The 22,869-nt window shown below is 62.8% G+C and carries 16 protein-coding genes; 11 read left to right on the forward strand and 5 right to left on the reverse strand.

Annotated features, from left to right (window positions below; genetic code table 11):
• Positions 1 to 60 precede the first annotated feature (60 nt).
• The 3 genes from KUG85_RS07870 to KUG85_RS07880 are packed head-to-tail and all read left to right on the forward strand — an operon-like array spanning position 61 to position 4,177.
• Positions 61 to 2,292, forward strand: a complete 2,232-nt coding sequence (locus KUG85_RS07870; protein ID WP_223005224.1) for an ABC transporter permease — start codon at positions 61 to 63, stop codon at positions 2,290 to 2,292.
• Positions 2,289 to 3,353 carry an ABC transporter ATP-binding protein gene (locus KUG85_RS07875; RefSeq protein ID WP_223004779.1) on the forward strand — a complete coding sequence of 355 codons (1,065 nt, stop codon included), beginning with the start codon at positions 2,289 to 2,291 and terminating at the stop codon, positions 3,351 to 3,353. Before KUG85_RS07870 ends, KUG85_RS07875 begins: the two co-directional genes overlap by 4 nt.
• Positions 3,350 to 4,177: an inositol monophosphatase family protein gene (locus KUG85_RS07880; protein ID WP_223004780.1), complete on the forward strand. Its 828-nt coding sequence runs from the start codon at positions 3,350 to 3,352 to the stop codon at positions 4,175 to 4,177. Before KUG85_RS07875 ends, KUG85_RS07880 begins: the two co-directional genes overlap by 4 nt.
• 6 nt (positions 4,178 to 4,183) lie before the next feature.
• On the opposite strand, the gene KUG85_RS07885 is transcribed toward KUG85_RS07880, so the two are convergent.
• Genes KUG85_RS07885 through KUG85_RS07895 form a run of 3 tightly spaced genes read right to left on the reverse strand, consistent with a single transcriptional unit; the run spans position 4,184 to position 7,684 of the window.
• Positions 4,184 to 5,500 carry an aspartate aminotransferase family protein gene (locus tag KUG85_RS07885; protein WP_223004781.1) on the reverse strand — a complete coding sequence of 439 codons (1,317 nt, stop codon included), beginning with the start codon at positions 5,498 to 5,500 and terminating at the stop codon, positions 4,184 to 4,186.
• Between the two features lie 26 nt (positions 5,501 to 5,526).
• Positions 5,527 to 6,840, reverse strand: a complete 1,314-nt coding sequence (locus tag KUG85_RS07890; RefSeq protein WP_255606301.1) for a glutamine synthetase family protein — start codon at positions 6,838 to 6,840, stop codon at positions 5,527 to 5,529.
• Entirely contained in the window at positions 6,830 to 7,684 is an 855-nt protein-coding gene (locus tag KUG85_RS07895; protein WP_223004783.1) for a MurR/RpiR family transcriptional regulator, read from the reverse strand. Before KUG85_RS07895 ends, KUG85_RS07890 begins: the two co-directional genes overlap by 11 nt.
• 117 nt (positions 7,685 to 7,801) lie before the next feature.
• Between KUG85_RS07895 and KUG85_RS07900 the strand changes: the two genes are divergently transcribed.
• The 8 genes from KUG85_RS07900 to metH all read left to right on the forward strand — a co-directional run bounded on the left by KUG85_RS07900 (position 7,802) and on the right by metH (position 20,837).
• Positions 7,802 to 9,583: a branched-chain amino acid ABC transporter ATP-binding protein/permease gene (locus KUG85_RS07900; RefSeq protein WP_223004784.1), complete on the forward strand. Its 1,782-nt coding sequence runs from the start codon at positions 7,802 to 7,804 to the stop codon at positions 9,581 to 9,583.
• Positions 9,584 to 9,614: 31 nt separating this feature from the next.
• Complete coding sequence (locus KUG85_RS07905) at positions 9,615 to 10,769, forward strand: ABC transporter substrate-binding protein (protein WP_223004785.1); 1,155 nt, start codon at positions 9,615 to 9,617, stop codon at positions 10,767 to 10,769.
• A 9-nt stretch (positions 10,770 to 10,778) separates the two neighbouring features.
• A complete protein-coding gene (locus tag KUG85_RS07910; protein WP_223004786.1) occupies positions 10,779 to 11,495 on the forward strand; it encodes an ABC transporter ATP-binding protein in 717 nt (238 codons plus the stop codon).
• Positions 11,495 to 12,388 carry a branched-chain amino acid ABC transporter permease gene (locus KUG85_RS07915; RefSeq protein ID WP_065816457.1) on the forward strand — a complete coding sequence of 298 codons (894 nt, stop codon included), beginning with the start codon at positions 11,495 to 11,497 and terminating at the stop codon, positions 12,386 to 12,388. The genes KUG85_RS07910 and KUG85_RS07915 overlap by 1 nt, the downstream gene beginning before the upstream one ends.
• The gene (locus KUG85_RS07920) at positions 12,385 to 13,167 is read left to right on the forward strand and encodes an N-formylglutamate amidohydrolase (RefSeq protein ID WP_223004787.1); all 783 of its coding nucleotides are present in this window, start codon (positions 12,385 to 12,387) and stop codon (positions 13,165 to 13,167) included. The genes KUG85_RS07915 and KUG85_RS07920 overlap by 4 nt, the downstream gene beginning before the upstream one ends.
• 2 nt (positions 13,168 to 13,169) lie before the next feature.
• Complete coding sequence (locus tag KUG85_RS07925; protein WP_223004788.1) at positions 13,170 to 13,805, forward strand: isochorismatase family cysteine hydrolase; 636 nt, start codon at positions 13,170 to 13,172, stop codon at positions 13,803 to 13,805.
• An 83-nt stretch (positions 13,806 to 13,888) separates the two neighbouring features.
• The gene (locus tag KUG85_RS07930) at positions 13,889 to 16,933 is read left to right on the forward strand and encodes an aminotransferase class III-fold pyridoxal phosphate-dependent enzyme (protein ID WP_223004789.1); all 3,045 of its coding nucleotides are present in this window, start codon (positions 13,889 to 13,891) and stop codon (positions 16,931 to 16,933) included.
• 121 nt (positions 16,934 to 17,054) lie between these two features.
• A complete protein-coding gene (metH, locus tag KUG85_RS07935) occupies positions 17,055 to 20,837 on the forward strand; it encodes a methionine synthase (protein WP_223004790.1) in 3,783 nt (1,260 codons plus the stop codon).
• Between the two features lie 3 nt (positions 20,838 to 20,840).
• Here metH and KUG85_RS07940 read toward each other — a convergent pair whose 3' ends face one another.
• The gene (locus KUG85_RS07940; RefSeq protein ID WP_407673659.1) at positions 20,841 to 21,185 is read right to left on the reverse strand and encodes a DUF779 domain-containing protein; all 345 of its coding nucleotides are present in this window, start codon (positions 21,183 to 21,185) and stop codon (positions 20,841 to 20,843) included.
• A gap of 160 nt (positions 21,186 to 21,345) precedes the next feature.
• Positions 21,346 to 22,863, reverse strand: a complete 1,518-nt coding sequence (adh, locus tag KUG85_RS07945; protein ID WP_223004792.1) for an aldehyde dehydrogenase — start codon at positions 22,861 to 22,863, stop codon at positions 21,346 to 21,348.
• Positions 22,864 to 22,869: the final 6 nt, after the last annotated feature.

Consider the following 22,869-nt stretch of genomic DNA (forward strand, 5'->3'; position numbering starts at 1 on the left):
GAGCCTCGGGTTCCATTGGGGTGGAACCCGAGGCGCTTCTCACGCACAGGACTGCACATGATGACGCGCGAAAACCGTCGGCTCGACATAACGTTCGGGCTCGGCCTTGCCGCAATTTGCCTTCTGCCCTGGTACAGGGTTGAAGGCGGGTTCTTCGCCCTTGAATGGGTGGGGGAGATGGCAGGCGAACCGGATCTCTATCCCGGATTTTTGCAGCTCTTTCTTGGTCGCTTCTGGCTCTTGATCGCATTCGCCCTGTTCGCGGCAGCGATTGCCACACGGTTTATCATGCCCGCCGGAAATGCGCGTGGAGGGCGGCTCGCGCTCATCGGCGCAATCGGGGTCGGTTTCATGGCCCTGCAGGGGCTTGCCATCACTTTCTGGGGGTGGGCCTGGGGCATCGGCGATGCACTGTTCGGACCGCTGGACCCCGGCCAGCCGGCTTTTGGCGCGGGCGCGGTCATTCTCTCACTGGGCTTTCTGGCCTTCATCGCCTACGGGCTGGCCGAACGCGGAGCCATGAAGGGCGACGCCTTCACGGTCGGCTCCATCATCCTTCTGATCGCGCTCGTGGGCGTCTTCGTCTTCTACCCCATCATTTCGATGTTCGCCGGCTCCTTCCAGGACTTCGACGGCTCCTTCAATCCGGACGGTTTCATCCGCAACATTCAGGATCCGGCCATCTGGAGTCTGGACTGTGTGATCGGTGGGGCGCGGTGCGGTGTGGCCTGGCGGACGCTCTTTCTGGCGGTGATGACGGCAAGCGCCTCGACGCTGCTTGGCCTCGCCTTCGCGCTGGTGGCAACCCGAACGGGCTTTCCGGCAAAGAAGGGCCTCAGGCTTCTCACCATTCTGCCCATCATCACGCCGCCCTTCGTCATCGGCCTTGCGCTGACCATGATGCTTGGCCGCTCCGGGCTCGTGACCGGGTGGATCGAGGCGCTGACGGGGATAGAGCTCGGCCGCTGGCTTTATGGCCTGACCGGCATCTGGATCGCGCAGGTGCTTTCCTTCACGCCCATTTCCTTCCTCGTTCTCATCGGTGTGGTGGAAGGCGTGAGCCCATCCATGGAAGAGGCCTCGCAGACATTGCGGGCGGGGCGCTGGCGCACCTTCCGCAAGGTCTCTCTGCCGCTGATGGCACCGGGGCTTGCCAACGCCTTTCTGATCGGCTTCATCGAAAGCATGGCGGATTTCGGCAATCCGTTGGTGCTTGGCGGAAGCCACGGGGTTCTGTCGACCGAGATATTCTTTGCGGTTGTCGGCGCGCAGACCGATCCGTCGCGCGCGGCAGTGCTCGCGATCATTCTTCTGACATTCACGCTTTCCGCCTTCCTCTTGCAGCGGGTCTGGCTTGCAGGGCGCAATTTCGCAACGGTGACGGGCAAGGGAGATTCAGGCAAACACGCCGCCTTGCCGGGACCGCTCGCCGCACTTCTTTATGCGGTTGTGGTGCCGTGGATCATCTTCACGCTTGCGGTTTACGGCATGATCATCTTCGGCGGGTTCGTCACCACCTGGGGCCTCGATCACACGCTGACGCTGGAACACTATGCGCGTGGCTTCTCGGTCGAATGGCGCGAGGGGGCGCTGGCCTGGACCGGCGTTGCCTGGGACAGTTTCTGGACCACGATGGAAATCGCGCTGATCGCAGCGCCGCTGACGGCGGCGGTGGGGCTGTTGACCGCTTATCTCATTGTCCGGCAGAATTTCTTTGGCCGGAACGCCTTCGAGTTCGCGCTGATGATGAGCTTTGCCATCCCCGGAACGGTTATCGGGATCAGCTACATCATGGCCTTCAACCTGCCCCCCATCGAAATGACAGGCACGGCGCTGATCCTGATTGCCTGCTTCGTGTTCCGCAACATGCCGGTGGGCGTGCGCGGTGGTGTGGCGGCGATGAGCCAGCTCGACAAGAGCCTCGACGAGGCCTCCATCACGCTGGGGGCAGGGAGCCCGCGCACGATCCGACGGGTGATCCTGCCGCTGCTTCGCCCTGCGATCATGGCGGCACTGGTCTATTCCTTCGTGCGGGCCATTACCTCGATCAGCGCCGTCATCTTCCTGGTGAGCGCGAAGTACAACATGGCGACGGCCTATATCGTGGGGCTGGTGGAGAACGGCGAATACGGCATCGCCATCGCTTACTCCTCGGTTCTCATCCTTGTCATGATCACCGTGATAGGCGGGTTCCAGCTTCTGGTTGGCGAGCGCCGGCTGAGACGGGAAAACGCAGTCAGTCGACCGGCCGCGAAGAAGCGCGCCCATTCCAGTCTGGAGGCAAAGGCATGAGCAATTCGCAACGCGGTTCCGTCCGTTTTCGCAATGTGCGCAAGGATTTCGGTTCGTTCACGGCGATCCACGATCTCGATCTGGAGATCGAGCCAGGCACGCTGGTCACGCTCCTGGGCCCCTCGGGCTGCGGCAAGACCACCACATTGCGCATGCTGGCCGGGCTGGAGACGCCAAGTGCGGGCACCATCCAAATCGGTGGGCATGATGTCACGCGCCTGCCGGCCAATGAGCGCGATGTCGCCATGGTGTTTCAGTCCTATGCGCTGTTCCCGCATATGAGCGTGCTCGACAATGTGGCCTACGGGCTGGAGGCGGGCGGCCAGTCGAAGGCGGAGGCGCGGGAAAACGCGCATGCGGGGCTGGCGCTGGTGGGGCTCGAAGGATATGGCACGCGCCTGCCGGCGGAGCTTTCCGGCGGGCAGCAGCAGCGCGTTGCCGTTGCCCGCGCGCTGGTGCTGGAACCGCAGGTGCTTCTGCTGGATGAGCCCTTGTCCAATCTCGACGCGAGGCTGCGCCGCCGTGTGCGTACCGAAATCCGCGAGCTGCAGCAACGGCTAGGCTTTACCGCCGTCTATGTGACGCATGATCAGGAAGAAGCTTTGGCCGTTTCTGATCGGATCGTCGTTATGGAGGGCGGGCGCATCGCGCAGGAAGGTCCGCCGCGCGAACTTTATGAGGAACCGGCCTCCGAATTCATCGCGGACTTCATGGGCGAGGCCAATGTGCTTGCCTGCGAGGTGCTGGACATTGCGGAGGGCCGCGCGACGGTGCAGGTGGGCGGCCTGCGACACACGCTGCCGACACGCAAGGCGGCACGTCCCGGGCCGGCAAAACTGGCCGTCAGGGCAAACGCCATCCGCCTTGAAGCGGGTGGGGATGCCAGCCTGCCGGGCCGGATCCAGAGCTCCGCCTATCTCGGCGACCATGTCGAATATGAGGTGGAACTCGATACCGGAACGATCTTCGTCGTCGACAATGCGACGACCGACCCGCTGCCGCCGGCGACCGATGTTTCCATCGGCTTCCGCGATCGCGGCATAGCCTTGATAACCGCATGACAACGACCATTCAGGAGAACCGCGTGTCCCTTTCCGAAACCGACCTTGCCGAACGGCTGGGTTTTGCCGAAACCATGGCAAAGGCTGCGGGGGCAGCCGCCCTCGACTATTTCACACGGCGCGATGAACTGGTGATCGAGACCAAGCGCAATCCGCAGGATCTGGTTTCCGAGGCCGACAAGAAGGTCGAAGAGCTGATCCGCGCCGAGATCGCAAAGCATTTTGGCTCGGACGGCGTGCTTGGCGAGGAATACGGGCTGACCGAAGGCACAAGCGGTCTCACCTGGGTGATCGATCCGATTGACGGCACCAGTGCCTTTCTGAACGGCATGCCGAACTGGTGTGTTTCGGTCGGTGCCGCGATTGATGGCGAACCGGTGCTCGGCGTCATCGTCGCGCCCTGTTTCGACGAGTGCTACAGCGCCCGACGCGGTGGCGGAGCAACGCTGAATGGAAAATCGATCCACGTCGCGGACCAGCTCAATCTTCGCAACGGCGTGGTGGGGCTTGGCTCCAATGACCGCGTCGAGCCTGCCGCCGCCGCGCGCATTGTGGAAAACCTCTTCGAGATCGGCGGAACGTTCATCCGCAACGGTTCGGGCGCGCTGATGCTCGCCTATGTGGCGGCGGGCCGGCTGGTCGGCTATGCGGAGCCGAGCATGAACGCCTGGGACTGCATGGCCGGCTATTGCCTTGTCAGCGAGGCCGGCGGCACGGTTCTGCCATTCCCGCGCGATGGCTTCCACGCACCGGCGCGTGTGCTTGCAGCCACCGGCGGCAGCTATGCCGAACTGGAGCAGATTTCCGCCATAGCGCCGTCCTGAGAAAACCTACCAGCCGGCAAAGCGCTCCAGCAATTGCGGATCCACCCTGCCGGCTTCCACATCGCTCAGGGCCTGATCGAGAATGGCGATCCCGCGAAGGGCTTCGTCCTCGCTCATTGTCAGGGGCGGGGTGAATTCCAGCACGTTGGAATTGAGGCCCACATAGTAGATGACGAGCCCGAGCTGGAAGGCGCGGTAGACAGTGAGCGCCGTCTGCTCGATGGCGGGCGTGCGGGCTTCGCGGTCGCTGACAAGCTCGACGCCGATGGCAAGCCCATGGCCGCGCACATGGCCGATGAGGGGGTGTTTTGCCTGCAGGACGCGCAGGGCGGAAAGCATCGTGTCGCCCACTTTTGCGGCGTTTTCGACCAGATTTTCGCGCTCGATGGTTTCAAGCAAGGCGAGGCCCGCCGACGCACAGACCGGATTGCCATGCAGGGTCTGGAAGGAAAAGGTCGAGGCGTGGTTCATGATGGCTTCCGGCCCGACGACCGCCGAGATGGGCAGCCCGCCGCCAAGCCCCTTGCCGAACACCACAATGTCGGGCTCGATGTCGCTGTGTTCGAACGCGTGAAGGCGTCCGGTGCGCGCAAGCCCCACCTTCACCTCGTCACAGACAAGCAGAATGCCATACCTGCGGCAGAGCGCTTCGACTTCCTTGAAATAGCCCGGTGGTGGCACGAGCATTCCGCCATCCGACTGGATCGGCTCGATGAAGAAGGCCGCCACGTCCTGCGGTGAGACGGAGGTGGCGAAGAGCTCTTCGATATGGGCGAGCGCTGCCTTCGATGCGGCTTCCGGGCTGCCAGCAGCATAGGAATCGGGATAGGGGACAAGGCTGAGGCCGGAGGCCTTTTCGATGCCGCCCTGTGCAGGGTGTCCGGAAATGGCCACCGAGCCCACCGTGCCGCCATGATAGGCGCCCTTGAAGGAGATGATGCGCGGGCGTCCGGTTGCCGCAACAACGGCACGGGCGACGGTTTCGTTCGCGTCCGAGCCGGAATGGCCGAACCAGACGCGGCCTGCGGCGCGCTCCGGCACCAGCGAGAGCAGTTTTTCGGCAAGGAGGACGCTGGGCTCGTTGGCGGTGGAGAGGTAGCTGGCCCCTGCCTGATCGGTCAGCGCCCGGTTCACAGCCTCGGCAAGCGCGGGGTGGCCGTGGCCGAGGCTGGCCGCCCCCCAGGAGGCGGCGAAGTCGAGAAGGTTGCGTCCATCATCGCCGCGCAGCATCGATCCCTTGCCGCCCGTCACCGCCTGCGGAAAGAAGCGCAGATGGGCCAGTGTGGAAACGCTGCGGCTTTCGCGTTCGTAGAGACCGGACATGCTGGTTCTCCCCCCTGGACGGTTGATCAGTAGACGGCTTCGTAGCGCGCGCAGCGTTCCGCCTCGCTGAGGTCGGCGGTCTGGGCAAGCTCGCCGCGCTTGTGCTTGAGGTAGACGTTGAGCGCTTCCGCGCCGATCCATTCAGCCACGCGCGGGTTTCGTTCGAGGCGATCCAGCGCTTCACCGAGCGACTGCGGCAGGCGTACCAAGCCGCGCTCGGCGAGTGTTGCGGTGGGTAGTTCGGAGAGGTCTTCTTCCGTCACCTGCGGGGCGGCAAGACCTTCTTCGATGCCCTGCGCACCGGCGTGGGCAAGCGCTGCGAGAACCAGATAGGGGGAAGCGGTGGCATCGGCTGCGCGATACTCGAAATTATACTGTTTTGCGGCACTTTCAGCACTGGCGCTCGTCACCGGGCAGATGCGCACGGCGGCCTCGCGGTCGTGATAGCCCAGATTGTTGAAGGCCGCGCTCCAGCGGTGCGGCGTGAGGCGTGTGTAGGAGATGGCGGACGGTGCGGTCAGCGCGACAATGCTGTCCATATATTTCAGGATGCCGGCGATGAAGGAGCCGGTTTTTTCAGCCATGCCCCACGGTGCGTCGGGGTCGTAGGTGGCGGGTTTGCCGTTTTCATCGACGAAGCTCATATGCACATGGACGCCATTGCCGACGCCGGCGGGGTCGCGGATCGGCACGAAGGTAACGGGCTCGCCCATGCGCTCGCCGACAAGCTTTGTGACCGCACGCACCTTGACGGCGGTGTCCGCGGCGGTGACGCCGAGATCGGGCCCGTTGGTGACCTCGAACTGGTCGGTGCCGTATTCCTTCAGGAAGGTATCCGGCTTCACACCGGCCACTTCAAGCGCGGCCATGACCGTCTCGCCGAACGCGCGGTGCTTGCCGAAGCTCGCAAGGCCGAAGGCCTCACCGGGACCCTGCGAGGAATTGCGGGACTGGAATTCGTGCTCGAAGGCGGCGACGAGGCGTAGCCCCGAGACATCTTCGAGCCGCTTCAGCGCGGTTTTCAGAATGGAGCGTGTGCAGCAGCTCCACGGATCGCCGTCGAGATGGAGGATGTCGCCAAGCACGAAGCGCTCGACGGGGCCGCCATCTTCAAGATCGAGCGTGACGGCGGTGTCGGCATCCGGCACGAGGATCAGATCGCCAAAGGAGCCGAATGGGCTCTCGGCAATCGTGTCGAAACAGGTGATCTGCACATTGGTGGGCGTCCAGCCGACACCCTGGCGGAAGCGCTTTTCCATCTCTTTCAATGGAAAGGCCTTGCCGCGCGTCACGCCGGAAAAATCCGAGGTGGCGGCAAACATCAAGGGATTACTGATCATCGTCGCGTGCTCCATGATCGAAGCGGAGCGAGTCCCAGGCTTCGATGCGTTTGCGGGTTTTGTCCCAGTTGGTTTCGGCAATGCGGGTCAGCATCGCCTCCATCAGCACCATGGCGCCGGAATAGCTGTCCCAGACGGTGCCGCTTTCGATGGGGGTGGCGAAGACCTCGTTGGCGTGGTTTGCGGCGGGCGACATCCACTTGTCGGTCAGGACAACGATCTGGACGCCGCTCTGCGCCTTGGCGCGCCGGGCAAGCTCGGCCAGATTGCGCTGATAGCGGCGATAATCCACCATGAACAGCACGTCCTTCGAGCGCATGCGCAGCATGTATTCGGGCCAGATTTCGGGGTCCGCCGGCAGATGGAAGACGCCGCTGCGCACCTGGCGCAGATGGCGCGAGACATAGAGCGCGATGGCGTCGCTTATGCGGCCACCGATCAAATAGATGTTGCGCTTTTCATCGCCAAGAAGATCGCAGACGCGCTCGAACTGCGCGCTGGTGATTGCGGATGCCGATGCCGAGATAAGGTTGACGGCGCGGGAGACGAAGTCTTCGAGAAAGTCTCCCTGAATGGGGCGGTCGCCCACATGGAGATCGAGCGGAGAGCGGTTCGCCTGCCGTATCTCGTCGATCAGATGACGCTGGAAATCCTGATAGCCCTGAAAGCCGAGCTTGGTGACGAAACGCGAGATGGAGGGCGATGAGGTGCCGGTTTTGCTGGCGAGATCCTGGATCGTGTCGAGACCCGCATAGGGATAGTCGAGCAGCAGCGCGGTGCACAGCTTCCTTTCGGTCGCCGTGAGCTCGCTCGACAGGTTCTCCAGCCTTTGTCTGACTTGCATCGAATTCCCCTCCCAACGAAACAGACGATTTTGAAAATCATAAGTCAATATGAAAATTTCTGGTTGACTATGAAAAAATAATATCAAAGCTAGAGGAGGGGAGCAAAAGGGGAATTCATGTTCACGTCATCGCGCCAGCATTTCATTGCAGCCGCTCTCGCCATAATCGTTCTGGCGGTGGCGGGGGTTGTCGTTGCCGGTCTTTTCGGTGCCGCTGCCGAGCGCGTGCTGACTGTCTTCTTCATCTCGCTCATCGCAGTGACGGGCATTGGTGTCTACAGCGGCAACAGCGGTATCCTGAGCTTCGGCCATGTGGCCTTCATGGGCATTGGCGCTTATGTGTCGGGCCTTCTGACGCTGCCGGCGGGGCTCAAGATGGCGACGCTGCGCGGGCTGCCGGACTGGCTTGCGGCCACCGAGCTCTCGCTCATCCCCGCCATCATCGTCGCGGTTCTGGTCACGGCGGCGATTGCGCTTCTGATCGGCATTGCCATCGGCAGGCTGGAAGGGTCGGCGGCATCCATCGCGACGCTGGGGCTTCTGGTGATCGTGCATGGCGTGATCATCGGCTGGCGCGACGTGACGCGCGGCGCGCAGTCCTTTTTCGGTGTGCCACGCGACACGACGCTGATCATCGCCGCAGTAGCCTGCGTGATCGCGCTGATCGCGGCGCGCTGGTATCGCGATTCGCTTTCCGGCCTGCGCTTGAGGGCGGGCCGTGAGAACGCCATCGCGGCCAAGGCCGTCGGCATCAATGTGCAGCGCGAACGCCTTGTTTCATGGGTTCTGAGTGCTGCGATCATGGCGCTTTCAGGTGCGCTGATCGCGCATTTTCTGGGCGCGTTCAGCCCCAAGAAATTCTATTTCCACGACACGTTCCTGCTGCTGGCGATGCTCATCGTTGGTGGCATGACCACCGTGACGGGTGCCATCTCCGGCACCATCCTGATCACGGTGATCACCGAAATCCTGCGCCGCTTTGAAAGCGGTCTTTCCATTGGCGGTTTCGAGCTGCCGGCGGTGTTTGGCACGACGCAGATCGGTATTGGCCTGCTCATCCTGTTTGCCATGTTCCGCATGTCGGAAGGCGTGATGGGGCTCAAGGAATGGGAGGAGCGCGTCTTCCCGTTCAAGCCGAAGCGCGGCAGGGCCGACGCGCTTGGCAAGCGCACGAGCGACGACCGGCTGAAGGTCGAGCATGTGTCGATGCAGTTTGGCGGTCTGCGCGCGGTGGACGATGTGAGCATCTCCGTCAATCCGGGTGAAATTTTGGGCCTCATCGGTCCGAACGGTTCGGGAAAAACAACGCTTCTGAACATCATTTCCGGCGTGCTGAAGCCGACCGAAGGCGATGTGGTGCTGGGCTCGAAATCGCTCACCGGCGTGGCATCGGAGAAGATTGCCGACGCAGGCATCGCCCGTACATTCCAGAACATCCGTCTGTTCCCGACGCTGACCGTCTATCAGAACGTTCTGGCGGCGGCCCTTTCCACCCATGGCGGGAAGAATGCGGAGGAGCGGGCCGGTGCAGCACTCGCGCGCCTCGGCATCGAGGAACGCGCCGGCGAGGATGCGGGCACGCTGTCCTATGGCGAACAGCGCCGGGTGGAGATTGCGCGCGCACTTGCCTGCGAACCGACGCTTCTGCTGCTCGACGAACCGGCTGCCGGCATGAACCGCGAAGAGACCGACGATCTGATCGAACGGCTGAAGGTGCTATCGGCCGATCTGGGACTGGGCGTCGTGCTTGTCGACCACGATCTCAAGCTGATCAACGAATTGTGCGACCGCATTGTCGTGCTCAACGAAGGAAAGCTCATCGCGGATGGCGCCCCGGCCGCCATTCGGGAGAACCCGGCGGTCATCGAGGCATATCTCGGGCCGGGCAAGGCCGCCTGACAAACGAACAAACAAGAAAGAGGGAACTGACATGAACAAATTGCTCATATCCACGCTTCTCGCCAGTGCGATGGCGTTTCCGGCTGCGGCAGAAACGCTGCGCGTCGGTGTCGCAACCGCACAGACCGGTGCGCTCGCGCCCTTCGATACGCCTGTGATCGACGGCATTCACATCGCCGTGGACGAAATTAACGAGGCTGGCGGCATCGACGGCAAGATCAAGATCGAGCTTCTTGAAAAGGATGTGCGTTCCGACGCGGCGCAGACCTCCATCGCCACCCAGGAACTGGTGGATGAGGGCGTTTCCGTGATCGTGCTGCCCTGCGATGCAGACCCGGCGCTGGCGGCAATCGGCGTTGTGACAGAAGCGCAGATCCCGGCGATCTCCACCTGCGCCTCCTCACCCACCTTGCCGCAGATCGGCGGCGACTACATGTTCGCCAACTTCCCCGGCGACAATGTGCAGGCCACCGTTTCGGCCAAATGGGCCTATGACGAGGGCCACCGCAGCGCCTACATCATCTATTCGCCCGACACGCAGTACACGACCATGCCGCTCTACTTCGCCGAAGTGTTCGAGAAGCTTGGCGGCAAGATGCTGGGCGAGGACACGCACACGATCGGCCAGCAGGATTTCTCTGCCATCGCCACGCGCATTGCGGCACTCGACCCGCAGCCTGACGTGATCATGACCTCGACCTATGAGCCGGATTTCCCCTCCATGCTGAAGGCGCTGCGCGCAGCCGGTGTGGAAAGCCAGATCATCGGTTCCGACGGCATCGACAGCCCGACCACCTTCTCGCTGGGTGCTGTGGCCGAAGGACTTGTCTTCACCACCGCAGGTCACCCGACCGAGGGCAGCCCGCTCGAAGCCTTCAACAAGAAGTTCGAAGAGGTGAACGGCAAGGCACCGGAAACCGTGTTCAACGCGGTTGGCTACGACCTCATCAAGGTCATCGAGGCGGCGGTGATCGCGGCGGACGGTTCCACCGATGCGCAGACGCTGCGCGATGCCATCGCCAATCTGGAAAATGTCCGGGGCGCGACGAGCACCATCACCTACAAGGGCACGGATGGCATGCCGCTGCGCGAGGTGAGCCTGATCCGCGTGAAGGATGGCGGGCGTGAGCTGATCGGCCAGCCGACGCCTGACGCCTCGCTCATTCCCGAACCCCGCGTTCAGTGAGGTCATGACGTGTCTGCGCTACTGACAGTCCAGTCGCTTCAGGTTCAATACGGTGCCGTGCAGGCGGTGCGCGGTATCGATCTGGAGGTGCGTGAAGGCGAAATCATCGCGCTTCTGGGCGCCAATGGTGCGGGCAAGTCCTCGACGCTCAATGCGCTGGTCGGTCTGGCACCGGCCAGCGCAGGCAGGATCACCTTCAAGGGGCAGGACGTGACCGGCAGTGCGCCGGAACGCTTTGCTTCCCTTGGCATGACCTTGTCGCCCGAGGGGCGGCGCGTCTTCGGCACGCTCAGCGTGCAGGAAAACCTGCTCATGGGCGCATATTCGATGCGGGACAAGGCCGAGATCAAGACAGCCTGGGAGCGGGTCTTCGACCTGTTTCCGATCCTGCGGGAGCGCCGTGAGCAGTTTGCTGGGACGCTTTCGGGCGGCCAGCAGCAGATGCTGGCCGTTGGCCGCGCGTTGATGAGCAATCCGCGTCTTCTACTGCTTGACGAACCGTCGCTGGGGCTTGCGCCGAAGATCGTCGAGCAGGTTTTCGAGCTGATCACCGTGTTGCGCAAGCAGGGGGTGACGCTGATGGTCGTCGAACAGAATGTCTCGATGGCGCTCGAAATCGCGGATCGCGGATACGTGATGGCCAGCGGCCGCATCGCGGCTTCCGGCACGGCCGGCGAACTGCGCAATTCCGACACGCTGCAAGCTGCCTATCTGGGGGCCGATTAATGGATCTGTTTCTACAGCAAACCGTCAATGCGTTTGCACTGGGCGGCACCTATGCGCTGCTGGCGCTAGGCCTTGCCATGGTTTTTTCGACCATGGGGTTGATCAACTTCGCCCATGGCGAGCTGATGACGATTGCCGGCTACATTCTGATGGCCTGCGGCCTTGCCGGCGTTCCGTTCGCCTTCTCCATACTGCTTGCCATTGCGGCTGCGGTTCTGGCCGCAATCGCCATGGAACGCATTGCCTTCAGACCGGTCAGAAACGCCTCCGGCGCGACCATGCTAGTGACGAGTTTTGCGGTGTCGATGATCCTGCAGGTTCTGTTCCAGAACTTCATTTCCGCCCGCTCGCAGGCCGTTCTTGTGCCGGAAATCCTGTCGGAAAGCGTGCGTTTCGGCGGGCTTGTGATCGGGGTCAACAAGATTGTGGCCATCGTCACCACCATCGTGATGCTGATCTTCCTCGACCGTTTCATGAAGCACCACCGCATCGGCATCGCCATGCGGGCGGCGGCGGAAGACTTCTCCGTCGCGCGCCTCATGGGCATCCGCGCCAACACCGTGATTGCCGGTGCATTCGCGCTGTCGGGTTTTCTGGCCGGCGTTGCCGCGGTTCTCTGGGTGAGCCAGCGTGCCTCTGTCGATCCGCTGATGGGCTTCACGCCGGTTCTCAAAGCCTTCATCGCGGCCATTCTTGGCGGGCTCGGTTCGCTGCGTGGCGCCGTGGCCGGCGGCTTCCTGCTCGGTTTCATCGAAATCTATCTGGCCGCCTACCTGCCGTCCGGCATGCAGGAATTCCGCGATCCCATCGCCCTTTGCCTGGTCGTTCTCGTGCTGATCTTCCGCCCGAACGGCCTGATCCCGTCGCCAGCCCTCAAGGCGGAGAAAGTATGAGCCTTCACACATCTGTCGGGGAAAGCGGTCGGCTTCTGTCGCCGCTCGACCCGGATCCGGTCACCATTATCAATCAGGAAAGCAGCTTTCCGGTGCTTCTGGTCTGCGAGCATGCGGGCAAGACTGTGCCGGCAGCCCTGAACGGTCTCGGTCTTCCGGACGATGCGCGCGAGGCGCATATCGGCTGGGACATCGGGGCCGCCGCCGTCACGCGGCTGATGGCCGAACAGCTGGGTGCGCCGGCGGTGTTTCAGAGCTACAGCCGGCTGGTGATCGACTGCAACCGACCGCCGGAAGCACCCGACGCGATGCCGGAGGTAAGCGATGGCGTGATCGTGCCGGGCAACCGCTCCCTGAGCGACGATGCGCGCGCCCACCGCACGCAGGAGATATTCGAGCCGTTCAATGCGGCGGTGACGATGATGCGCGAAGCGCCGCACTGCCGGGCGATCCTGTCGATCCACAGTTTCAACCCGCAGCTACAGGACGGTGTTCCGCGCCCCTGGGAAATCAGCTTCCTTTATCGCAAGGACACAGCGACCTCCGAGCGCCTGCGACAACTCGTGCTGGAGAATGCGCCGGACCTGACCATTGGCATGAACGAGCCCTACCAGATCGATGATGAGTCGGACTGGTTCGTGCCGCGTCACGGGGAAGAAAGCGGCCTGCCGCACAGCCTCATTGAAATTCGCAACGATCTCATTTCAGATGCCGCCGGGCAGGCAGGATGGGCAAAGCTCTTGACCGCCGTCGTGCATCGCTTCGCAACGGAGTTATAAACATGGAACTCACGCGCAACGTTCCCATCGAGCCGGCACAGGCGGCAATCCTCTATGTGGATGTGCAGAACTTCAGCGCCAAGAAGAAGGGCGCAGAGTTTGTCGATCTCAACGAGAAGACGCTGAACGAGAAATATGGCTGGTATTTCGACCGGCTTGAAGGTGAGGTGATCCCGCGCATGCAGAAGCTGCAGGCGGCCTGCCGCAAGGCCGGCGTGGAGGTGATGTACACCACAATCGAAAGCCTGACGCTCGACGGTCGCGACCGCAGCCTCGATTACAAGATCACGGGCTTCAATGTGCCCAAGGGCTCGTGGGACGGCAAGGTGATCGACGAGATCGCGCCGGGCGAAGACGAGATCGTGCTGCCGAAGTCTTCCTCCTCCGTCTTTGTGTCGACCCATATCGACTACATTCTGCGCAATCTGGGTGTGAAGCAGCTCATCATCTGCGGGCTGATCACCGATCAGTGCGTGGAGAGCGCCATTCGCGATGCCTGCGATCTGGGCTATCTGGTGACGCAGGTAACGGATGCCTGCCTCACCTACAGCCAGGAGCGACACGACAACTCGCTGCGCACCATCAAGGGCTATTGCCGGCAGGTGACGACGGAAGAGCTGATCGCGGAGCTATCCTAGATCAGGAGTTCCCAACGACCCCGGAAGTGGTCTAGATCGCTTCATGAATGAAAGGCCGGAAACGGCACGCGGGAGGGTTCAGCATGACCGCAATTCTCGACACGGTTCCGCGCTTTTCTGTGGAAGAGGCGGCAGGGCTCCTCAAAGATGTCTATGGCATCGACGGCGCGTTCTCGGCTTTGGCAAGCGAACGGGATCAGAATTTCAAGGTGAAGACGCCGGAAGGCGCGTTCATCTTCAAGATCGTCAATGCGGCGGAGCCGGTCGAGGAGAGCGATTTCCAGACAGCGCTTCTAAAGCACATTCAATCCGCTGCGCCTGACCTGCCGGTGCCGCAGCTTCTTCCGACGCTGAAGGGCGATGCGCTGGGGTCTGTCGAAGGCGCAAACGGTGCGACGCACCGGCTGCGGCTTGTCAGCTGGATCGAGGGCACGCCGCTTGCCGAAGTGCCGCGCAGCGAAGCGGCCATGGAAAGCCTCGGCGAATTGCTTGGCCGGTTCAACAACGCGCTTTCCGGCTTCATGCATCCCGGCGCCGTGCGGGCGCTTGATTGGGATCTGCGCCTTGCCGGCAACAGCCGCGCGCGGCTGGACCATATCCGCGATGCGGATGACCGGGCGCTTGCGGAGCGTTTCATCGCGCGGTTTGAGGCCGATGTGCTGCCTCGGCTTTCGCGCCTGCGCGGCGGGGTGATCCACAATGACGCCAATGACTGGAACGTGCTGGTCGATCCGGCGGATCCCGAGAAGATCTGCGGCCTGATCGATTTCGGCGATGCGCTTTACAGCGCGCTGATCTGCGAGGTGGCCATTGCCGGGGCCTATGGCGCGCTCGACTGCGACGATCCGCTGGGGGCCATCGGTGCGCTGGCGGCGGGTTTTCATGCGCAATATCCGTTGCGTGAAGAAGAGGTCGACCTCCTGTTCGATCTCGTTGCCATGCGGCTTGTCACCTCGGTGACGATCTCAGCCAGCCGCCAGTCGGAAGTGGCCGACAATCCCTATCTTGCTGTCAGCGAGAAGCCTGCCTGGGAGCTGCTGCGCCGGCTTGGTGCCATGGACCCGCGTTTCGCCACCGCCATCCTGCGCAATGCCTGCGGTTTCGAGGCCATGGCGGGTTCGCGCAGGGTGAAAAGCTGGCTGGCGGAGAATCGCCGCAATTTCGCGCCGGTGCTTTCGCGGCCGGCTGCGAGCTATCCGACAGCCCATGTGCCGCTTGGCGACCGGAGCGACCCAATTGCCATCGCCTCGGCTGAAGAGCGGCCGGACGAGGCGCAGGCGCTCTGGGAAGACGCGGTGGGCGACGCGACGCGCATTCTGGGCATTGGCCCTTGGGGCGAGGAGCGCGGCGTCTATACGAGCGAGATTTTCGAATCCCGCCTGATCGCCGGCGAGCGCCGCACGCGTCATCTGGGGCTTGATCTTTTCCTGCCGGCGGGAGCCGCGCTTTATGCGCCGCTTGCCGGCACGGTGAAGGAAGTGGGCGTCGAGGCCGCGCGGCTTGGCTATGGCGCGGTCATGGTGCTGGAGCATAAGCCGGAAGATGGCCCGGCCTTCCTGTCGCTGTGGGGGCATCTTGCCCATGAGGTTGCAGACCGGCTGAAGGTGGGCGACCGGGTCGAGGCCGGCGCCTTTCTGGCCCATATGGGCGGGCCGAAGGAAAATGGCGGCTGGATGCCGCATCTGCATCTGCAGATCGCCTGCGACACGACGATGAGCGCCGACGACATTCTGGGCGTTGGCGAGACGCGCTATCTGGAAACGTGGGGGGAGCTTTTCCCCGACGCCAGCGACTTTGCCGGTCTTGTGGCGGTCGATGCGGGGCGGCTTTCCAAAGCCGAGATCGTGAAGAAGCGCCAGTCGCTGCTGCTACCGAACCTGTCGATTTCCTATGAAGAGCCGATCAAGTTCGTGAAGGGCGAGGGCGTGTGGCTGATCGACGACCGGGGTCGCGCCTATCTCGACTGTTTCAACAATGTCTGCCATCTGGGCCATTGCCACCCGGCGGTGGTGGAGGCACTCGCCACACAGGCGGCGACGCTCAACACCAACACGCGCTACCTGCACGACAACATCGTCGCCTATGCGGAGCGGCTGACAGCGACCATGCCGAAGGAACTCGGCATTGCGGCCTTCGTGAATTCGGGCTCGGAGGCAAACAGTCTGGCGCTGCGCATGATGCGGGCGCATACGGGCCGGGAGAACGCCATCGTTCTCGACTGGTCCTATCACGGCACGACGCAGGAGCTGATCGATCTCAGCCCTTACAAGTTCCGCCGCAAGGGCGGGCATGGCCCCAGGCTGCATGTGCATGTGGCCGACCTGCCGGACGCCTATCGCGCGCCGGCCGACTGGCCGCAGGAGGAGTTGGCGAAGCGGTTTGCGGCAAGTGTTGCCGAGCAGATCGACACGATGGCGGCGAAGGGCGAGGCTCCGGGCTTCTTCATCGCCGAGTCCATCCCGAGCGTGGCCGGGCAGGTGTTCATGCCGGAAGGCTATCTCGACGAGGTCTACCGCATGGTGCGCGCGGCAGGCGGCCTCTGCATCGCCGACGAGGTGCAGGTGGGCTTTGGCCGCATCGGCAGCCACTGGTGGGCATTCGAGACGCAGGGCGTGGTGCCGGACATCGCCACGGTGGGCAAGCCTATCGGCAATGGTCATCCCATGGGCGCTTTGGTGGTGCGTCGGGAGATCGCGGAATCCTTCCACAACGGGATGGAGTATTTCAACACATTCGGCGGAAACCCTGTTTCCTGCGCGGTGGGTCTCGCGGTGATCGACACGATCGAGCGCGATGGCCTGCGGGAGAACGCGGCGGACATCGGCGCCTATCTCAAGGCCGGCTTCATCGAGCTTCAGCATCGCTATCCCGTGATCGGCGATGTGCGCGGCATGGGCCTGTTCCTCGGCATCGAGCTGGTGGAAGACCGCGAGAGCAAGGTGCCTGCCACGGCGACGGCGCGCGCGATCTGCAACGAAGCGCGGGCGCGCGGTGTGCTGATGGGCACGGAAGGCCCCTATGACAATGTGCTGAAGATGCGCCCTTCGATGATCTTCTCCATAGCCAATGCGGACCACCTGCTCGGCGTTCTGGAAGAGAGTTTCGAGGCGGTGGCGCGGACCGAATAGGGATGTTCGGCCCGCGCCGGTGCAACGCTGAACCGTGATATGACGCCGCGTGCATGTTGACATAAAGATATCTTTATGTGATGCAGGTCCATTGTCGTATCAAGGATGAAAAGCGTCGCATATGTCGTCTATCGATGAACTGTTTGGCCCCGTTGGCGAAAAGCCGGATGGATCGGAAATCTTCGCCGCGCTGCACAAGGCAGCGCGCGAGCGTATCCTCATCCTCGACGGCGCGATGGGCACGCAGATTCAGGGGCTCGGCTTCGACGAGGATCATTTCCGAGGCGACCGCTTCACCGGCTGCGCCTGCCACCAGCAGGGCAACAACGACCTGCTCAACCTGACGCAGCCAAAGGCGATCGAGGAAGAGCATTTCCGCTATGCGATGGCGGGTGCGGACATTCTTGAGACGAACACATTCTCCTCCACGACCATCGCCCAGGCCGATTACGGCATGGAAGACATGGTCTATGAGCTGAACCGCGACGGTGCGCGACTTGCCCGCCGTGCGGCCAAGCGCGCCGAAGAAAAGGATGGTGTGCGCCGTTTCGTGGCAGGCGCACTCGGGCCGACCAACCGCACCGCCTCCATTTCGCCGGATGTGAACAATCCCGGCTACCGCGCCGTGACCTTCGACGATCTGCGCATTGCTTATGGGGAGCAGTTGCGCGGGCTGCTCGACGGCGGCACGGATATCGTGCTGATCGAAACCATCTTTGACACGCTGAACGCCAAGGCGGCGATCTTCGCATGCGAGGAAATCTTCGCTGAGCGGGGAGTGCGCCTGCCGGTGATGATCTCCGGCACGATCACCGATCTTTCCGGCCGCACGCTTTCCGGCCAGACGCCGACGGCGTTCTGGCATTCGGTGCGGCACGCCAAGCCGGTCACCATCGGTCTGAACTGCGCGCTGGGCGCTGCGGCCATGCGCCCGCACCTGGCGGAGCTTTCGGGCGTGGCCGACACGCTGATCTGCGCCTATCCGAACGCCGGTCTTCCCAACGCCTTCGGCCAGTATGACGAAAGCCCGGAGATGATGGCCGAGCAGGTCGAGGAGTTTGCGCGCGAGGGGCTGATCAACGTGGTCGGCGGCTGCTGCGGCTCGACGCCGGAGCACATTGCCGCGATCCGCGATGCGGTGGCGAACCATCCGCCGCGCGAAATTCCCGAGCGTGCGCCCCAGATGCGTCTTTCGGGCCTGGAGCCCTTCACGCTCACCGACGACATTCCCTTCGTCAATGTGGGCGAGCGCACCAATGTCACGGGCTCGGCGAAGTTCCGCAAGCTCATCACCGCGGGTGATTACGCGACCGCTCTGGATGTCGCGCGCAACCAGGTGGAAGGCGGTGCGCAGATCATCGACATCAACATGGATGAGGGCCTGATCGACTCCAAGAAGGCGATGATCGAGTTCCTCAATCTGGTGGCAGCGGAACCCGATATCGCGCGGGTGCCGGTGATGATCGATTCCTCCAAATGGGAGGTGATCGAAGCGGGCCTCAAATGCGTTCAGGGCAAGGCCGTGGTCAACTCCATCTCGCTCAAGGAAGGCGAGGAGGCGTTCCTGCATCAGGCCAATCTGTGCCGCATGTATGGTGCGGCGATGGTCGTGATGGCCTTTGACGAAACCGGTCAGGCCGACACCGAGGCGCGCAAGGTGGAAATCTGTACCCGCGCCTACAAGCTTCTGACCGAGAAGGCCGGTGTCGCTCCCGAAGACATCATCTTCGATCCGAATGTGTTTGCGATCGCGACCGGTATCGAGGAGCACGACAATTACGGCGTCGACTTCATCGAGGCGACGCGCGAGATCATTCGCACCCTGCCACATGTCCATATCTCGGGCGGTGTGTCGAACCTTTCCTTCTCGTTCCGTGGCAATGAGCCCGTGCGCGAGGCAATGCACGCGGTGTTCCTCTATCACGCCATTCAGGCGGGCATGGACATGGGCATCGTCAATGCCGGTCAGCTGGCCGTCTACGACGCCATTGATCCGGAGCTGCGTGAGGCCTGCGAGGATGTGGTGCTCAACCGCGCACCCAAGGCCGGCGGCACGGCGACGGAGCACATGCTGGAGATCGCCGAACGCTATCGCGGCACTGGCGGGCGCGAGGCCAAGGAGAAGGATCTCTCCTGGCGCGAACTGCCGGTCGAAAAGCGGCTGGAGCACGCGCTCGTCAACGGCATCACCGAATATATCGACGCCGACACCGAGGAAGCACGGCAGAAGGCAGAGCGTCCGCTCCACGTAATCGAGGGCCCGCTGATGGCTGGCATGAATGTCGTCGGCGACCTGTTCGGCTCGGGCAAGATGTTCCTGCCGCAGGTGGTGAAATCGGCGCGTGTGATGAAGCAGGCCGTGGCGGTTCTTCTTCCCTATATGGAGGAAGAAAAACGTGCCAATGGTGGCGGCGAGCGCGAGAGCGCCGGCAAGATCCTGATGGCCACGGTGAAAGGCGATGTGCACGACATCGGCAAGAACATTGTCGGCGTGGTTCTGGCCTGCAACAATTACGAGATCATCGATCTTGGCGTGATGGTGCCGGCGGCGAAGATCCTTGAGACCGCGCGCGAAGAGAAGGTCGACATTATCGGGCTTTCCGGCCTCATCACCCCCTCGCTTGACGAGATGGTGCATGTGGCGGCCGAAATGGAGCGCGAAGGGTTCGACATTCCGCTTCTGATCGGTGGCGCGACGACCAGCCGTGTTCACACGGCGGTGAAGATCCATCCGAGCTACGATCGCGGACAGGCGGTTCACGTGAACGATGCGAGCCGTGCGGTGGGCGTGGTCTCGAACCTGCTTTCGCCGGAAGCGCGTGACGGTTTTGTTGCAAATCTGCGCGAGGAATATCGCAAGGTCACGGAAGCGCATGAGCGCTCCGAGCGTGAGAAGCAGCGTCTGCCGATCGCCAGGGCGCGCGCCAACCCGCACCGGATCGACTGGGCGGATTACACACCGCCGCAGCCCGCCTTCACCGGCACGAAAGTGTTCGAGAGCTGGGATCTTGAGGAACTGGCGCGCTATATCGACTGGACGCCGTTCTTCCAGACCTGGGAACTGAAGGGGCGTTACCCGAAGATTCTCGAGGACGAGAAGCAGGGCGAGGCCGCGCGGCAGCTCTTTGCCGATGCGCAGGCCATGCTGAAGAAGATTATAGACGAGAAGTGGTTCGCACCGCGCGCGGTGGTGGGCTTCTGGCCGGCCAATGCGGTTGGCGACGATGTGCGGCTCTTCACGGATGAAAACCGCGAAGAAGAGCTTGAGACCTTCTTCACCCTGCGCCAGCAGCTTACCAAGCGTGGCGGCAAGCCGAATGTCGCCCTGTCGGACTTCGTTGCGCCGGTGGACAGCGGCAAGCCGGACTGGATCGGCGGGTTCGTGGTAACGGCGGGCATCGAGGAAGTGGCGATTGCCGAGCGCTTCGAGCGGGCAAATGACGACTACAACTCGATCCTCGTGAAGGCGCTGGCCGACCGGTTTGCGGAAGCCTTTGCCGAGCGCATGCATGAGAAGGTGCGCAAGGAGTTCTGGGGCTATGCGGGCGATGAAAGCTATTCGCCCGAAGAGCTGATCGCCGAACCCTATCTCGGTATCCGTCCGGCTCCGGGCTACCCGGCACAGCCCGACCACACCGAGAAGGTGACGCTGTTCAGGCTTCTGGATGCGGAGAAAAATTCGGGTGTGGAACTGACCGAAAGCATGGCCATGTGGCCGGGCTCCTCGGTTTCGGGCCTCTACCTTTCGCATCCCGAAAGCTATTATTTCGGCGTTGCCAAGGTCGAGCGCGACCAGGTGGAAGACTATGCGGCGCGCAAGGGCATGGACGTGGCGGAGGTGGAGCGCTGGCTCGGGCCGGTGCTCAACTATCTGCCGGCCTCCTACTCGGAAGCCGCCGAATAGCGCCTATTCGCGAACGGGTGCGGCGCAGACGCGCGAGCGGGTGAGAAAGCGTCTTTCGCGCCCGTTGTCGAGCGAAAACATGCCGCCGCGCCCGGGCACCACGTCGATGATCAGGTCGGTGTGTTTCCACGCCTCGAACTGCGATGCGCTGATGAAAACCGGCGTCTCGCCGATATGGCCAAGCAGCACGTCCTGATCGCCGACGATGAAATCACCGCGCGGGTAGCACATGGGCGAAGAGCCGTCGCAGCAGCCGCCCGACTGATGAAAGAGGACGGGGCCGTGATCGGCGACGATCTCGGCAAGAAGCTCGCGTGCTTCGGGCGTTGCTGAAACCTTGTCGTTTATGGACATGCGCAAACCCTCTCGGAGAATGGCAGGCGGGGGGCCGAAAGCTGGCGGCTAAAGCCTCCCGCCTGCCGGGGCAGCTTCTTCCCGAAACGGGAAGAAGCATCTCGCAACGCCTGATCGGCGGGGAACCGGTCAGACACCGTCGTATTGCCCGAACTCAGAAGAAGCCCAGTTTTTTGGGGCTGTAGCTCACCAGCATGTTCTTGGTCTGCTGGTAGTGATCGAGCATCATCTTGTGTGTCTCGCGGCCGATACCGGACTGCTTGTAGCCGCCGAAGGCCGCATGGGCCGGATAGGCGTGGTAGCAATTGGTCCACACGCGGCCTGCCTGAATGCCGCGGCCGAAGCGATAGAGCCGGTTGGCATCGCGGCTCCAGATGCCGGCGCCAAGGCCGTAGAGCGTGTCATTGGCGATTTCCATGGCCTCGGCATCGTCCTTGAAGGTTGTGACCGAAACGACGGGGCCGAAAATTTCTTCCTGGAAGACGCGCATCCTGTTGTGGCCCTTGAAGACCGTCGGCTTGACGTAATAGCCGCCGGCCAGATCGCCGGGCAGATGCGCCTGCTCGCCGCCGGTCAGCACTTCCGCGCCTTCCTGTTTGCCGATGTCGATATAGCTCAGGATCTTCTCAAGCTGCTCGGAGGATGCCTGCGCGCCGATCATGGTGGCCGGGTCGAGCGGGTCGCCCTGAACGATCTGCTCCACGCGCTTCAGGGCGCGCTCCATGAACGCGTCATAGATCTCCTCATGGATGAGGGCGCGGCTCGGGCAGGTGCAGACCTCGCCCTGATTGAGCGCGAACATGACGAAGCCCTCAATGGCCTTGTCGAAGAAGTCGTCGTTCTCGGCGGTGACATCCTTGAAGAAGATGTTGGGCGACTTGCCGCCGAGCTCCAGCGTGACCGGGATCAGGTTCTGGCTGGCATACTGCATGATGAGCCGGCCGGTCGTCGTTTCGCCGGTGAAGGCGATCTTGGCGATGCGGTTGGAGGATGCGAGCGGTTTGCCGGCTTCAAGGCCGAAACCGTTGACGATGTTCAGAACGCCTTCCGGCAGGATGTCGCCGATGAGGTCCGCCCACAGCATGATCGAGGCCGGGGTCTGCTCGGCGGGCTTCAGCACCACGCAATTGCCGGCGGCGAGCGCGGGCGCGAGCTTCCAGCAGGCCATGAGAAGCGGGAAGTTCCACGGGATGATCTGGCCGACCACGCCCAGCGGCTCATGGAAATGATAGGCGACCGTGTCATCGTCGATCTGCGAGATGGAGCCTTCCTGGCTACGAAGGACGCCGGCAAAGTAGCGGAAATGATCGATGGCGAGCGGTAGGTCGGCTGCGGTCGTTTCGCGGATCGGCTTGCCATTGTCCCAGGTTTCCGCGCGCGCCAGAAGCTCGAGGTTTTCTTCCATCCGGTCGGCGATGCGGTTGAGCATCAGGGCGCGTTCGGCCGGGCTGGTGCGGCCCCAGGCGTCCTTGGCCTTGTGGGCGGCGTCGAGCGCCAGCTCCACGTCGGCTGCGTCGGAGCGGGCGATTTCGCCCAGCGGCTGGCCGGTGACCGGCGAGGTGTTTTCGAAATAGCGCCCGGATTTCGGCGCGACCCATGTGCCGCCGATGAAATTGTCGTAGCGTTTGGCGAAAGGCACTTTGGCACTACGCGCGAATTCAACCTTGTTCATGAAATC

This window comes from Nitratireductor rhodophyticola (assembly GCF_019891355.1).
Lineage (GTDB): Bacteria > Pseudomonadota > Alphaproteobacteria > Rhizobiales > Rhizobiaceae > Nitratireductor > Nitratireductor rhodophyticola.